Here is a 15171-nt window from a genome sequence, read left to right as displayed (position 1 = left end):
TTTTTATGTCTCATCAAACTCAATAAGTGGTTTACCCGTTCGCGTATCGTCCGGTTGTGCCCGTAAATCATCACGCTTAAGCTGGTTGAGCAATGCCCTCTGGCGAATAGATGCGCTCTCTGGCATCCACGGCAAAATACGTATCGGGATGTTCTGCCCCTCGCTGAACGCAGCAAACACCTTTTCGTTACTCAGCAAATCCGCGCACTGCCACATCTGCCCGTCAAACTGAAAATCGAACCAGACTTTGAAGGCCCGTTGCAGCAATGCAACATCGACAGGCGGTTTCTGGCGTATTCCTTTACGCACAGTGCGCTCAGTTGCCACCGGTTCTGCGCTGCAATTGATCGCGCAGATTCGGCGGCGTGCCCTTAATGGTCAATGTATCCGTCGCCGGATCCCAAAAAATACGCTCACCCAACAGTAAGGCATCGAAGTTAATGGTTAACCCACCACCGCTACCTGCATATTTGGTTAACTGGCGCAGCGTGCTGCGATCCGCCGGGAAACTCTCTTCAAGCTCATAGCCCTGCCCGGCGGTAAACTCTTCAAAACTGACTTCGCTTACGCCCGCCAGCTCTTTCGACAGTGACGCCAGTTCAATCTCTTCGCCTGCCTGCAACTGTTCATTACAGTAGGTATAGACCTGCTGGCGAACATCCTGACGTTCTGATTTATCGAGCTGCGCCTGCGCGGTAAAGTCATCCACCGCCTGCAACAGGCCGCGGTTCTGCGCTTTGGCGTTTAGCCCTTCGGTTGCACCGAGGAAATCCATGAAAAAGTCAGAAACCTTGCGTCCAACGCGCCCTCTGAGGAAGGTCAAATAACGCGTCGATTCCGGGTTGGTTTCCCACTCGGTTAAATCCACACGCGCCACGATATCCGCATGGTTGATGTCGAGATAATGCGTCGCGCTGATGTCCAGTTGCTCATTAACGCGCATGCTGCTTAAATTATTCAGCACAGCGACCAGCAGGTATTCCACCGCCAGATAACGATAGTGGCAGAACAGCACAATGCCGCCGTCCGCAAAGGGATATTTTGCCAGTTCATCACGTAAGCGCCCCGTTGCCGCACGGCTGAACGCGAGAAAATCCTCCTCGCCCTGACGCTGAAGGCGTAATGCCTGCGCCAGTTCGCTGTCGTCGTTAAACAGGCCGTAGGCTTTACTTTTCGCGCTGTAAACCCGGTGTAACTCGGCGACCATCTCCTCAACGGGAGCGGTCGGTTCCAGCAAAGATTCGCGCAACACCAGTTCAAGGTTTTGCTCATCGCGCTTGATAAGCTGGTGCAGGGCAATCTGGTTGATGTCCAGACTCATGATAAACTCTCCTTTTAGACCGGGCGGTATTCAACCACCACGCAAGCAACTGTGCAACTGCTGATAAAAAAGCAGAAAAAAAGCTGTTGCTACGGTAATATGTTGCCCTTTATGAATAACTGATTTCGATTTATGCCACAAATTTCCCGCTACAGTGATGAACACGTTGAACAACTGCTAAGTGAGCTGGCCAACGTGCTGGAAAAACACAAGTCTCCGACCGACCTTTCCCTGATGGTTCTGGGGAACATGGTGACGAACTTGATCAATACCAGCATCGCCCCTGCTCAACGCCAGGCCATCGCAAAATCTTTCGCCCAGGCACTGCAGTCGTCCGTTAATGACGATAAAGCGCATTAAGGTAAACAGCGACAAGTTATGGTGACTCATCGTCAGCCCTACCGTGAAAAAGTCTCCCAGATGGTAAGCTGGGGGCACTGGTTCGCCCTGTTCAATATTTTATTGTCCATTGTGGTCGGTAGCCGCTATCTGTTTGTCGCCGACTGGCCGACAACGCTTGCCGGGCGGATATACTCTTACCTGAGCGTGGTCGGTCATTTCAGCTTTCTGGTGTTCGCCACCTACCTGCTGATTTTATTTCCCCTCACCTTTGTGGTGATGTCCCAGCGCCTGATGCGGTTCCTGTCCGTTATTCTGGCGACCATGGGCATGACGCTGTTACTTATCGATAGCGAAGTTTTTACCCGTTTTCACCTGCATCTCAATCCCATCGTCTGGGAACTGGTGATCAACCCCGACCAGAATGAGACGGCGCGTGACTGGCAACTGATGTTTATCGGCGTGCCGGTTATCCTGCTCGTTGAGATGTTGTTCGCCACCTGGAGCTGGCAAAAACTTCGCAGTCTGACCCGGCGGCGGCGCTATGCAAAGCCAGTGGCAGGGTTCTTTTTCGTTGCCTTTATTGCCACCCACGTTATGTATATCTGGGCGGATGCTAACTTCTATCGCCCTATTACCATGCAGCGGGCGAATCTGCCTCTCTCCTACCCGATGACGGCCCGCCGTTTCCTGGAGAAACACGGCCTGCTGGATGCTCAGGATTATCAGCGTCGCCTGATTGAACAAGGCAGCCCGGAAGCCGTTTCGGTACAGTATCCATTAAGCGATCTGCGCTATCTGGATATGGGGCCCGGGCAAAATGTTCTGCTGATCACGGTTGATGGCCTGAATTACTCAGGTTACGAAAAACAGATGCCAGCGCTGACCGCGTTTGCCGAACAGAACGTGACCTTTACGCAACATATGAGTTCGGGCAACAGTGCGGACAGCGGCTATTTTGGCCTGTTTTATGGTATTTCACCGAGCTACATGGATGGTGTGCTGTCAGCACGTGTGCCTGCAGCGCTGATCTCTGCGCTCAATCAGCAGGGTTATCAGCTAGGTTTATTCTCTTCCAACGGGTTTAGCAGCGCGTTGTATCGTCAGGCGTTGCTTTCTGATTTCTCGCTGCCTGCGGCAAAAACACAAACGGACGCGCAGACTGCCGATCAATGGATTGACTGGCTGGGTCATTATGCTCAGGACGATAACCGCTGGTTCTCCTGGGTAGCGTTAAACGGCACCACGCTCCCGGACGGTAATCAGCAGAGTTTTGCCCGTCGTTACAGTCGCGCCGTTGCCGATGTTGATACGCAGATTAACCGTTTACTGGATGCGCTGCGCGAGTCTGGCAAGCTGGATGATACGGTGGTGATCATTACCGCGGGTCATGGCATGCCTGCTGATAAGCCGGCCACTGACTTTGCCTGGTCGCGCGATAATCTCCATGTACCTCTGGTGATTCATTGGCCGGGCACACCTGCACAGCGCATTAACAAGCTGACCGACCACAAAGATGTAATGACGACGCTGATGCAGCGCCTGTTGCATGTTAGTACGCCAGCAAACGAGTATTCGCAGGGTCAGGATCTGTTTAACGCGACACGCCGACATACCTGGGTTACCGCAGCAAGCGGCGATGCACTGGCGATTACGACACCGCAGATGACACTGGTGCTCAATCAGAACGGCAGTTATCAGACCTGGAATCCACAGGGTGAAAAAATTCAGGATCAGAAACCGCAGTTGAGTTTGCTGTTGCAGGTCCTGACAGATGAAAAACGGTTTATCGCTAACTGATTGATTATTTATGAATCAGTTAGCGACCCGGTCACTTGCAATCAGCGGTGAAAAGGGTACTATTACCGCCACAAATCGGCACGTAGCGCAGCCTGGTAGCGCACTGTCATGGGGTGTCAGGGGTCGGAGGTTCAAATCCTCTCGTGCCGACCAAATTTCCCTAAAAAAAACCAACCTTTTACGGTTGGTTTTTTTATACCTGAAAGTTGGCGATAATAAAATAATTGGTTAAAAAGCCAGGCCATTGATACCAGGCAATCACCTTATCATGAAAGAGTGGCCCATCAGTTTCGCGAATTACGGGTTGCCAACATAAAGTTTAAATCAAGTCCGCTTACGAATGAGATGGTCACGACTCAACGTAACTGCTGGTGACTCTTCTGTAGGCTCCTCTGTTTTCTGTGCTTCCGTTCAGAGGCCCAGAGATAAATAGTGTTGTCACATACCAACATATATAGAGGATGGTGCATGTCACTTTTACGACGAAGCTCACAGGCAGAAATACTTGCTTCGGCCTCCTGGAAGATACTGATAACCTGTTCGTCGGAAAAGGCTTCTTCATGGGCATACCTTCAGGTTGCTGATGAAGATTTTTTTAGCAACGAGGTATGTTAATAATTGAGAGCAAGTCAGGCATAAGTGTCGACGGAAACATGCTGCTAATGTTAAAGTTAATTTAGAATGTAGCGAAATCGGAATAATATTTAATGAATCCACAAAAAAAAATCTAACAGCTTCTGTTGCTCCTGGTGGACGAAATTTGCACCTCGATGGTATTAGGGGTATCGCTGCTTTATCTGTAGCGCTATTTCATTTTTTTAGATCTTTTGACAACCAGTTTATCTCCTATGAAAAACCGATAAACCATTCTCTTCTAAGTTCAATGTGGAATGGTCATTTTGCTGTAGCTTTGTTTTTCGTTTTAAGTGGTTATATATTCTTTAAGAAATTTTATTTATCTTCATTTAAAAAAGGGTTAAATGCTTCCGTAAAGCGATTTTTAAGATTAAGTATCCCTATTATGTGCGTATGTTTTTTTGCATATTTAATTCACAGATTTGGTCTTTTCTCTAACGCAGAAGCATCTGTTGCAGCTCAATCAGATTGGCTGGCCAGGTGGTATAAATTTCAGCCAGACCTCAAACTTGCTATTATTGAATCTATCTGGACAGACTTCGTATCTTTTGATCCAACTCTCACATATAACTCCAATTTATGGACGATATCGTATGAGTTATTCGCAGTAATTATTGTTATTACTTTTGCAATTGGATGTAAATTCATTAACTTTTATGCTCAAGTTTTTTCCCTGGCAGTGCTATTGTTTTTTTCCTACAATACACACTACTTTGAATTTATGCTTGGAGCAGCACTTGGCTTGCTTACAAGCAAGCACCGTAGCTTTCCTTTGTTGGTAAGTATCACTTTTCTTATTCTAGCCTTATCAATGGCAGCGTTAGCTCTTCCACCAGCTCTTATGCCATTTTCAATCAACGCCACGTATCCCATTGCTGCATTTTTATTATTAACAAGTGTATCAATGAACAATTTCGTTGCTAAGATTTTTTCAAATCCCGTTTTTATAAAACTTGGCGATATTTCTTTTGGTTTATACCTGATACACTTCTTAACTATCAATAGCATTGCTTCATTTATTTTCCTTAAAACAGGTTCCCTATCCATAACATTCTTCTTATATATTTCATCTACTCTTATACTTTCTTACCTGTTCGCTTCTTTTGTCGATAATCCATGGACACATCTTCTGGATCGATTGTTCAGAAAGCAGAGTTCTAATTTCTCGATGAACAACGTTAGTTAAAAACAAATAATAACTTAATGCCTATGACATTGTTCTGAGAGGGTATAGGCATCGTAGTTTTTGGGTGAAACAAAATTTTCCGTACCTGTGTCAGGCAGGTGCTTGTAATTTTCTATTTCAGGCAAGGTATAAGGCATAAAAAAACAGAATTTTTAATTAAAAATTAAAAGGTTAACTCATAAAACCGTTCCCTCTCGTGCCGACCAAATATTTCACCGGTAAGTTTTTACGCGACCGGTTACCCCTTAAGAACCCGCATTCTCTCTGAGTCTGCGGGTTTTTTAATGCCTGCGATCCCCGCACGTCTTACCGTCCTCTCCCTTTGCAGACAAAAAACAATATCTATCGCGCTCACAGGCGATTGTTTGTCAGACCGCGTTTTCCCTTAATGCCTGATACAGATCTTTTCACATCTGTGTCCGGCTCAGCATTTTTCAACGCGTGAAATAACCTAAGCTCATTTAGGCTTTAGAAATGGCACGCTCATGTTTTGTGGGTGGGCAGGACTCATGCGGATCAGAGGCAGGGAATCACATGAAAAATGTCATTATTAGTATGATTGCAAAGATTTCCAGGATGGATGCGGAGGCGAAACAGCTGACGGCTCGCGTAGAGGCACAGTCACTGTTGCTCAGCGCCCTGGTACTCACGCTCGGGAAAAACGGCGGCGTTCGCGAAATCATTGAGAACGTTAAGAAAGCCATCAATACGGCGGTCGATGTCTCCGATACGCCGCTTAAATCCGATGCCGAAATGCTGCTCAGCGAATTTACCGATCTGCTTTCCGTTACCCAGTTGCTGGATGACGCTGAATCAGAAATCGATTTCGAAACACTGAACGACCTTTTATCGAATACTGACGATAGCCCCGAACAGAAATGATTACCGGAAGATCTGTCCCTGTCAGTTGCACGACTGAGGCATTAATTTGCCCGTATTTTCCCGCCAGCCATAACAGCTCGCTTTGAGCGTTGTTGGCTTTGGTTCATAAAGAACTAATAATCGCTCACCCGCTTCATTGATTTTCCAGCCGACGCTTGCTGCCGTCTTTTCTGCCAGTTGTACCGGCTGGTTTTTCGCATCCAGTCCATACAGTTCAACTTGCCCGGCGGCGGCGCCAAATTGAAGCGTCACGGCCAAAAGAGCATTTCCTTGCCAGCGCCATTCAGACAGAGAGTACAGCGCAGGAGCCCAGGCATCCGACCAGCTTGTTGACCATACCGGTGATGCAACTCCTTTAGCCTGCTGATACAACGCAAGGTAGGAAGCGCGGGAATCTGCCTGCCCTTCCTGCCAGACGACCCAACGCAATGTTCCCTGTGGATCGGCATCCATGAGACTCAGATTGTGCACCGGTTCCGCCATGATGCGATTAATCACGTCAGGCTTTTTATTTTCCGATGCCTGCACTGCGGCGCTGGCGATAAAGGCCAGGGCGAAAATGCCCCCTGAAAATGGAAAACCGAATGTATTATTCACGGGATAACGAATCCTTGTGGCCTGCCTGATGGAAATTACGCGGATTATACCTTTTACTCTGGCGACCAGATTGTCAACACGCCAAAGCGCCAGCCATTTACGGCAAAAGTAGCGGGGATGATTTCAGGGGCAAAACGATTCTGTCATCGGTTTAAACTGCTCAAACGCTAAGACAAAAAACCTGCCGAAGCAGGTTTTTGCGATTACAGCGCGATATCTGCCGCGGGTTCATTCTCCGCAGGCACAACATGCGAGGGTTTTCGTACCGGCGGCGTGGCGTCTGCCAGCGGCGACTCGTCGCATTTCAGACCCAGCACGCGGCTGGTGTAATGCAACTCTTCATCCGACGCTTCAACGTTGCCATCAAGCTTCACGCCCAGGAACGGGATGATCTCTTTCAGTTTCGCCTGCCACTCAGGGGATGCAACTTTTTCCGGGAAAACTTTCTGCATCAGTTCCAGCATGATCGGCGCGGCGGTGGAAGCGCCCGGCGATGCGCCCAACAGCGCAGCAATGGTGCCCTCTTTGTCACTCACCACTTCGGTGCCCAGACGCAGCTCACCCAGCTTCTTCGCATTGCGTTTGATGATCTGTACGCGTTGCCCGGCCTGCCATAAACGCCAGTCCTCTTTTTTAGCCAGCGGATAGTACTCGCACAGGGCATCAAAGCGATCGTCGTCATTTTGTAGCACCTGATTCATCAGGTATTTCACCAGGCTGAAATTGGTCATCCCGACGCTTAACATGGGCAGGAAGTTAGAACTGTTGGTTGAGCGCAGCAGATCCCACAGCGAGCCATTTTTCAAAAAGCGCGTTGAGAAGGTGGCGAACGGCCCAAACAGCAGCACGCGCTTGCCATCAATAATACGGGTATCAATATGCGGTACAGACATGGGCGGCGCGCCCACGGTCGCCTGACCATACACCTTCGCCAGATGGCTGTTCACCACATCCGGATTTTCGGACACCAGGAACTGACCGCCGACCGGGAAGCCCGCGTATTCCGCCGCTTCCGGGATACCGGATTCCTGCAACAGTTTCAGCGCGGCGCCACCGGCGCCAATAAAGATAAATTTGGCCTTGATGACCTGATCGACGCCGCTGTTTTTCAGGCTGGCGATGGTCACATTCCAGGTGTTATCTGCATTGCGTTTGATGCTACGAACTTCGCTACCCAACTTGAGGGAGAAGTTGTCTTTGCGCTGTAAGGAATGAATCAGCTGACGGGTAATCTCGCCGAAATTTACATCGGTACCGATTTCCGTACGCGTCGCCGCCACTTTCTGCTGCGGGTCGCGCCCTTCCATGACCAGCGGCGCCCATGCGCGGATCTGCTCGTGGTTTTCCGTATAGCGCATGCCACGGAATAACGTACTTTGCTGCAACGCTTTGTAGCGAGCACGCAAGAAGTTAACGTTGTCATCGCCCCACACCAGACTCATGTGCGGAACGGTATTAATAAACGAGCGCGGTTCGCTCAGCACACCGGTTTCCACCTGATGCGCCCAGAACTGACGAGAGATACGAAACGCTTCGTTAATCTCAATCGCCTTTTTGATACTGATTGATCCATCCTGGTTTTGCGGGGTGTAGTTCAGTTCCATCAATGCGGCGTGCCCCGTACCGGCATTGTTCCAGCCGTTGGAGCTCTCTTCCGCCAGCGCGTCCAGCCGTTCCACCATGGTGATCGACCAGTTGGGCTCCAGCTCCTGGAGGTAGGTTCCCAACGTGGCGCTCATGATCCCACCACCGATTAAAAGCACATCCGTTTCCTGCTCTTTCGATGCGTTAGCTTTTGCTGCCGCAGAGACAGCATTAAGCCCGACAGCCATCGAAAACAGTCTGGCAGTCATTCTTTTCATAATGTTAATGCCTTACTTTTAGTGCTGCTTTATTAGCAGTTATCGCGGGTAACTTCGTTAGCGCATCTAACCTAGCACGGGGGAAAGAGGATTTAAATAATGTTTAAACATTAAATAGTCATTACATAAATGTTATTAATAAGTTTAATAATTGCATTAAAAATAACCATGTTTACTGGCAACTTTTGTTAAGAAACAGTAGTATTCTCCACTTTGTCAAAGACATGTCATGCCATCCATTTATTGATGCCTGCGTCCGCTCACCCCTGCAAAAAGTTATGACTGAAAAATTATTCTCCCCGACGGGTCGGGTCAGCAGCGTGCTGCGCTCCCCTCAACTGCTGACGCGCGAAGCGCTGGCAGGCGTTATTACCGCTCTGGCGTTGATTCCGGAAGTGATCTCCTTTTCGGTGATCGCGGGCGTCGATCCCAAAGTCAGCCTGCTGGCTTCCGTCGTGCTGTGTATCAGTATGTCATTGCTGGGCGGTCGTCCGGCGATGGTAACCGCAGCGGCCGGCTCCGTAGCGCTGGTGATTGGCCCGATGGTGCACCAGCACGGCGTGGAATACATTTTGCCAGCCGTTGTGCTCGCAGGCGTCATACAAATTATCTTTGGCTTAACGCGAATGTCGCGTCTGATGCGCTTTGTGCCGCAAGCGGTGATGACAGGTTTTGTGAATGCACTGGGTATTTTGATTTTCTTCGCCCAGGTACCCCATTTCTGGAGCCGTGAGCCGCTGATCCTTGCCCTCTTCGCCCTGACCTTGCTGATTGTCCTGTGGTGGCCGCGGTGGGTGAAAAGCGTGCCCGCACCGCTGGTCGCCATCGTGGTGCTGACAATATTTACCGTCTTCACCGGGCAGGCGCTGCCCACCGTCGGCGACGAAGGCCCGATGCAGGGGGGGCTGCCCGGTTTAACGGAATGGCGGGTGCCGTTTAACCTCACCACGCTCGGCATCATCTGGCCCTGCGCACTCAGTATTGCTTTTGTTGGCCTGCTGGAATCGTTGCTGACCGCACGGCTGGTGGATGATTTAACCCACACACCATCCGGCAAAAGCCGGGAAAGCGCCGGGTTGGGTATCGCTAATATTCTTGCGGGTTTTTACGGCGGTATCGCCGGTTGCGCAATGATTGGACAGACCATCGTCAACGTGGAAATGGGCAAAGGCCGCAGTCGCGTGTCCACCATCGTGGCGGGGCTGGTGTTATTACTACTGGTGACGGCACTGAGCGAGGTGATGGCGGAAATTCCAATGGTCGTACTGGCGGGCATCATGACTATTGTCGCCTGCAAAACCTTTAGCTGGCACAGTTTGCAACCAACGACGCTACAGCGTGCGCCGATTGCCGAAACGCTGGTGATGCTGGTGACCGTTGCGGCCACCATCAGTACCGGAAATCTGGCGATGGGCGTGCTGGCAGGTATGATTGCGATGGCTATTCTTCCTGCTCGTCTGCATAAGGCGCGTGGCGCTACAGCAGAAAAATCGTTGCCAGCCCAAGAAAAATAAAAAATCCCCCGGTGTCGGTAATAGCCGTGATCATCACGCTTGAACCGACCGCCGGGTCACGCCCGAAGCGCACCATCGTCATCGGAATCAGTACGCCCATCAATGCCGCCATCAGCAAGTTGAGCACCATCGCCAGCGTCATCACCCCACCCAGCGCGGCATCATCATAGAGTAGCCAGGTCACAGCCCCCATGATTCCTCCCCATACCAGACCGTTTACCAACGCCACACCCATTTCACGCAAGACCAGAAAACGAAAGTTACCCGGCTGAATGGTCTGCAACGCCAGGGCGCGAACAATCATGGTGATGGTCTGATTACCGGTATTTCCACCAATACCGGCAACGATAGGCATCAACGCGGCCAGTGCGACCAGTTGTGAAATGGTGTGTTCAAAACCGTCAATCACTCGTGAAGCAATAAATGCCGTGCAGAGGTTAATCGCCAGCCACGCCCAGCGATTTTTCACCGCACGAGTGACCGGCGCAAACACATCCTCTTCGGTACTCAGGCCCCCCATCTGACGCAAATCGTTGTCAGTCTCTTCGTAGACCACATCCACAATGTCATCGATGGTAAGGCGACCGAGTAATTTGCCGTCGGTATCGGTAACCGCAGCGCTAATTAAGTCATCGCGTTCAAAGGTGTGCGCTGCGTCTTCCGCATGTTCATCAGGCGAAAAGGTGACCGGATCGTCATTCATCACCTCGCCAACCCGGCAGGCGCCGCCTTTCAGTAAGATGGTTTGCAGCGCCAGCTCGCCAAGCAGGATGCCGTCACGTCCGGTGACGAAGAGTTTGTCGGTATTTTCCGGCATTTTGCCGAGTCTGCGTAAATAGCGTTGTACGGTGGCCAGCGTCAAATTCGGCCGCACGGTGATCACTTCAAACTCCATGATCGCCGCAACGCAGTCTTTGCCGTAGCGCATCACCTGGCGTACCCTGGCGCGATCGGTTGCCGGTAGGGTTGCCAGCAAACGTCCGGTCAGGTTTCGCGGCAGATGCTGCACCAGCCAGATTTGGTCGTCGATATCCAGCGTTTGCAGTGCATCCAGCAGTGCCTTATCGCTCATGCCGTCAATCAGGTCTTGCCAGACGTTTTCCGACGCTTCCAGCAAGACTTTGCCGCGTTTGTCATCTTCTACCAGCCGCCACAGCGCAAGACGCCCGTCTATCGGCAACCCTTCGAGGGTATCGGCTAAATCCGGCGCCGGTAAATGCGCCACCAACGCGTTGACTTCGGCTATGTCATTGTTGAGCTTATCGGCGTCAAACTGTTCCGCCAGGGTCAGCTCGCCAAGCAACGTTGCGGTAAGTGATTTTTCGGTGGTAAGGAGCCAGATTAAACGCGCGCGTTCCTGATCGCGTAATCGGCTACTGCTTTTTTTACTGACAGCCATTGGACATTCCCTGCGTAGTAACTCACTTTTCCGAGATAAAGGCGTACAGGTAAGCATAGCGGCAGGTGGTGTAAATATTAATACGCCGCGCGTACAGATGGGTAAATAGAGGCAGGTTATGGATTTTCCGGGCGTTTCCCCCCGGAAAGTCACCATTATGCGGTACGGGCAACCGCATCACGGGAGGCGAGTTCACGCTCCTCCCCGGTCAGTTCGCTCAATTGACCGTTACGCATCTCCAGTAAACGATCGGCATGGGTAAAGTAATGATCATCATGACTGATGGCGAAAATGGTTTTCCCCATTGCCTGCATCAGTGGTAACAGCACCTGGTAGAACTCGCGACGAAAGTGCGGATCCTGGTCGGCAGCCCACTCATCAAGCAGCAAAATATCACGCTCTTCTGCAAGTGCCAGCAGCAGCGCCACGCGCTTTTTCTGCCCTTTCGACAGTTTCAGATTGAGGATTTTGCCGTCTTTGAGCTCCAGCTTATGTGCCATTTTCAGCTGTTGCAGCCAGTGGTCCACCAGCGCCGGGTCCGCCTGTTGACCATCAGCTCCCAGCAGTTGATCGAATAACCAGACATCGGTAAAGACGGCAGAAAACAGCTTGCGGTAATCCTCCGGTTTCTCCTTCGACAGCGGTTTACCATCCAACAGGATTTCACCAGAAACGGGTTCATACAGTCCGGTTAAGAGCATCGCCAGCGTCGATTTACCGCTGCCATTACCGCCAATAAGGAAGACCAGTTCACCGCGCTTGAGGGTGAGGTTTATCGGCCCCACGGAAAAAGTATTGTCCTGATATGTAAACGTGACATCGCGCAGTTCCAGTGTTTCCCAGTTCGGGTAAATCTGTGGGCGCGGGAACTCAGCCTGATACGGCGCCAGCGAGAACTGCTTAAGTTTGTTAAACGCTACCTGCGCGCTCAACAGTGTCGGCAGTGCGCCGATAGCGGAGAGCAGAGGTGTGCGCAGGAACAAGAGTGTCAATGAGTAGGTCGCCGCGACGTTGGTATCCGCCCAACCCAGACTATTTGCCATCCAGAACACAAGGCCAATCGCCCCCAGCATCATGATATTTGACCAGTTCACCGCGCTCAGGTGGAAAGTGTCGGCACGGATAATGTGATGACGATAGTCGCGGGCATCTGGCTGATACAGGTTGTTATAGATATGTCCGGCACGCTCGCGATTGAGCGTCAGTTCTTTGCGCCCTTCCAGTATGGTCTGAAAGTCGTTATACAGCTTGTCTTCGGTTTCACGCAGCGTCGCCATGTGTTTATAGACACGGGAAACCAGAATAAACCCGCCCCAGATAGTCAGTGCCATCCACAGCGCAGTGATCACCAGCATTTTACCGGACAACCAGGCCAGATAAGCCGATGAGCCGATCGTCAGGATAATCCCCTGCACCAGTTCCGGCAGACGCACAAAGGCGATGGTGATATTACGCACATCACTGGTCAGCCCGGCCAGCAACGAGGCGCTGCCAAGCTGTTCGATACGTTCAACAGGAGTATCGAGTATGCGCTTGATAAACTCGCCGCGCAGACGATAGACAAAATGGTGACCAAGCGTGGTCAATGCCAGTTGGGAGCCCAGCGTCACCGCCATCAGCAACAGCAGTAAGCCCAGGAACGCCGGCAACACGGCCAGCGACATATCCACCGTTTCAATCAGGCGGAGGTTAATGAAGGCAATAAGCCCAATGCCCAGCGCGGCGCTAAGCAACGTTAGCGCAATAACGGCGATAAAGGGCCAGCGGTACTGCCGCCAGACCAGCAGAAGAAGTTCCATCACAAAACCCGGTCAACCAAAACAGCCCGCAGTTTAAACGGCTGATTGTTAACATCAAGAATAATTCTTATTTTTATTCAATCTTTCTGGCCTGACGAAAAGTGAGGTTAAAACGACACGCCCCGGTCGCCGGATGATGCCCCGGCTTAAGCGGTAAAACGCCATGATAGAAAAGTCGGGACGCCCCGCCCCACACCACCACGTCGCCGTGTTCAAGCATTAAACGTTGTAGAGGATCATTGCGTTTAAGGCCGCCAAACTGAAATACCGCCGGTAAGCCAAGCGAGACAGAGACGATGGGCGCGCGTAAATCCGGTTCGTCTTTATCCTGATGCAGCGAGAGCTTTGCGCCAGGTACATAGCGGTTAATCAGGCAAGCATCAGGTCTGAAATCCGCATAGTCCGCGGCTACCGCCGCGTCATGGCACAATGCGGCGAAAGCGTCAGGGATTGCAGGCCAGGGATTGCCCGTTTGCGGATCAATCCTGGAATAGAGATACCCTCGGGCGTCGGTCGTCCAGCCCACTTCGCCGCAGTTGGTCATCGCAACCGACATGGTATAACCGCCAGGCGTCACCATATGGCGCAGCGGCGAGATCTGCGTAACCGCCTCTATGCCCGCCAGTAAAGCCTGCGTTTTTGCCAGCGCGAAACGCCGCAAAACCACCGCGCCGGGGGCGAGAGGTTCTTGCCAGGGTTCTTCATCAGCAAACAAATCAAGCATCATACCTCCTTCGATTCTGATTCCTGACGCAGAAGGCGGGCTTTACGCGTCGCCCCCCAACGATAACCGGACAACCCGCCGTCAGCCCGCACCACCCGATGGCAGGGCACCACAATCGCCAGCTTGTTCGCCGCACAGGCGCGGGCGACGGCACGCACCGCCCCCGGCTTACCAATGGTCTTCGCCAGTGACTGATAACTGACGGTTTCACCTGCCGGGATGGCGCGCAGGGCATTCCAGACCTGGAGCTGAAATGCCGTACCGCGCAAATCAAGAGGGAGCGTAAAAGGTGAAGCCGGATTATCAATGCGCCGCACGACCTCCCCGACGAGTTCTACAAACTGTTCATCTGCCTGCTCGCGCCGGGCACCGGGGAAGATACTCCGCAATTCATCAAGCAGTGCGTCATCGTTATCAGCCAGCAAAATGGCGCAGATCCCGCGTTCACTTTGCGCCACCAGACAATGGCCCAAAGCACAACGGCTCAGGGCATAGCGAACATTCGTGTCGTCACCCCCACGCCGGTACTGACTCGCCGTCATTCCCAGCGCGGCATCTGCCTGCCGATAGTAGCTGCTGTTATCGGGAAAGCCTGCCGCCAGTACCGCATCGGTGATCGTGGCGCTTTCATTGAGCGCGTTGCGCAGGCGCTGCGCACGAAAAGCAAGTTGCCAGGCTTTCGGCGTCATGCCGGTTACGGACTTAAACAAACGATGGAAATGCCAGGGGCTCACGGCGACGGCCTCAGCCAGAGTTTCCAACGTCACGTTCCCCTCCTGTTCCAGCAAGCGACAGGCCTTTTCCACTTTGGCGATACGTTGCTGCTGCGGATCCGCCCTTTCAGGCTGGCAGCGTTTGCAGGGACGAAACCCGGCCGCCTGCGCGGTGTCGGCATCCGGGTAAAAACCAACATTCTCGCGCAGGGGACGGCGTGAACGGCAGGAGGGACGGCAAAAAATCCCGGTGGTTCGCACCGCAAAGACAAAATGCCCATCGTGGCTGGCATCACGTGCGCAAACGGCCTGCCAGCATTGGTCATCGGTCAATGATTGTTGATATAACGTCGTGGATGTGTTCATCTCAGGCTCCTCTTTCAAGCATAGCCTCACTGT

Annotated in this window: 12 protein-coding genes, 1 tRNA gene and 1 pseudogene; 6 read left to right on the top strand and 8 right to left on the bottom strand. The window is 51.8% G+C overall.

The features are described 5' to 3' along the window. Positions 1 to 3: 3 nt before the first annotated feature. A pseudogene (locus tag AB182_RS07220) lies at positions 4 to 246 on the bottom strand (hypothetical protein); the annotation flags it as partial. A 70-nt stretch (positions 247 to 316) separates the two neighbouring features. Continuing rightward, positions 317 to 1321: a nucleoid-associated protein YejK gene (gene yejK, locus AB182_RS07215; RefSeq protein ID WP_039079938.1), complete on the bottom strand. Its 1005-nt coding sequence runs from the start codon at positions 1319 to 1321 to the stop codon at positions 317 to 319. Between the two features lie 132 nt (positions 1322 to 1453). Between yejK and AB182_RS07210 the strand changes: the two genes are divergently transcribed. The 5 genes from AB182_RS07210 to iraP all read left to right on the top strand — a co-directional run bounded on the left by AB182_RS07210 (position 1454) and on the right by iraP (position 6164). After that, a complete protein-coding gene (locus AB182_RS07210; RefSeq protein ID WP_039079937.1) occupies positions 1454 to 1681 on the top strand; it encodes a YejL family protein in 228 nt (75 codons plus the stop codon). Positions 1682 to 1699: 18 nt separating this feature from the next. Further along, positions 1700 to 3460: an LPS biosynthesis-modulating metalloenzyme YejM gene (gene yejM, locus AB182_RS07205; protein WP_047369496.1), complete on the top strand. Its 1761-nt coding sequence runs from the start codon at positions 1700 to 1702 to the stop codon at positions 3458 to 3460. A 76-nt stretch (positions 3461 to 3536) separates the two neighbouring features. Continuing rightward, a tRNA-Pro gene (locus AB182_RS07200) sits at positions 3537 to 3613 on the top strand. 607 nt (positions 3614 to 4220) lie between these two features. Continuing rightward, a complete protein-coding gene (locus AB182_RS30325; protein WP_071845850.1) occupies positions 4221 to 5282 on the top strand; it encodes an acyltransferase family protein in 1062 nt (353 codons plus the stop codon). 534 nt (positions 5283 to 5816) lie between these two features. Then, positions 5817 to 6164 carry an anti-adapter protein IraP gene (iraP, locus tag AB182_RS07190; RefSeq protein ID WP_047369494.1) on the top strand — a complete coding sequence of 116 codons (348 nt, stop codon included), beginning with the start codon at positions 5817 to 5819 and terminating at the stop codon, positions 6162 to 6164. 21 nt (positions 6165 to 6185) lie between these two features. Here iraP and AB182_RS07185 read toward each other — a convergent pair whose 3' ends face one another. Together AB182_RS07185 and mqo are read right to left on the bottom strand one after the other, a co-directional pair. Continuing rightward, positions 6186 to 6761: a hypothetical protein gene (locus AB182_RS07185; RefSeq protein ID WP_047369493.1), complete on the bottom strand. Its 576-nt coding sequence runs from the start codon at positions 6759 to 6761 to the stop codon at positions 6186 to 6188. A gap of 203 nt (positions 6762 to 6964) precedes the next feature. Beyond that, a complete protein-coding gene (mqo, locus tag AB182_RS07180; RefSeq protein WP_047369492.1) occupies positions 6965 to 8623 on the bottom strand; it encodes a malate dehydrogenase (quinone) in 1659 nt (552 codons plus the stop codon). A 278-nt stretch (positions 8624 to 8901) separates the two neighbouring features. On the opposite strand from mqo, the gene AB182_RS07175 reads away from it, so the two are divergent. Continuing rightward, on the top strand, positions 8902 to 10137 hold the full coding sequence (locus AB182_RS07175; RefSeq protein WP_047373214.1) for a SulP family inorganic anion transporter: 1236 nt from the start codon (positions 8902 to 8904) through the stop codon (positions 10135 to 10137). On the opposite strand, the gene mgtE is transcribed toward AB182_RS07175, so the two are convergent. From mgtE to ada, 4 genes are all read right to left on the bottom strand, one after another. Further along, on the bottom strand, positions 10100 to 11536 hold the full coding sequence (mgtE, locus tag AB182_RS07170) for a magnesium transporter (protein WP_047369491.1): 1437 nt from the start codon (positions 11534 to 11536) through the stop codon (positions 10100 to 10102). The two genes, AB182_RS07175 and mgtE, sit on opposite strands and share 38 nt — an antisense overlap. Positions 11537 to 11691: 155 nt before the next feature. After that, positions 11692 to 13335: a multidrug ABC transporter permease/ATP-binding protein gene (locus tag AB182_RS07165; protein WP_047369490.1), complete on the bottom strand. Its 1644-nt coding sequence runs from the start codon at positions 13333 to 13335 to the stop codon at positions 11692 to 11694. A 73-nt stretch (positions 13336 to 13408) separates the two neighbouring features. Continuing rightward, positions 13409 to 14059, bottom strand: coding sequence for a DNA oxidative demethylase AlkB (gene alkB / locus AB182_RS07160; RefSeq protein WP_047369489.1), 651 nt, complete (start codon positions 14057 to 14059; stop codon positions 13409 to 13411). After that, the gene (gene ada / locus AB182_RS07155) at positions 14059 to 15138 is read right to left on the bottom strand and encodes a bifunctional DNA-binding transcriptional regulator/O6-methylguanine-DNA methyltransferase Ada (protein ID WP_047369488.1); all 1080 of its coding nucleotides are present in this window, start codon (positions 15136 to 15138) and stop codon (positions 14059 to 14061) included. The genes alkB and ada overlap by 1 nt, the downstream gene beginning before the upstream one ends. Positions 15139 to 15171 lie beyond the last annotated feature (33 nt).

It is taken from the genome of Phytobacter ursingii (assembly GCF_001022135.1).
GTDB classification, from domain to species: domain Bacteria; phylum Pseudomonadota; class Gammaproteobacteria; order Enterobacterales; family Enterobacteriaceae; genus Phytobacter; species Phytobacter ursingii.
Note: the sequence above shows the minus strand (reverse complement) of the source record. Positions and strands in the feature narration are given on the sequence as shown.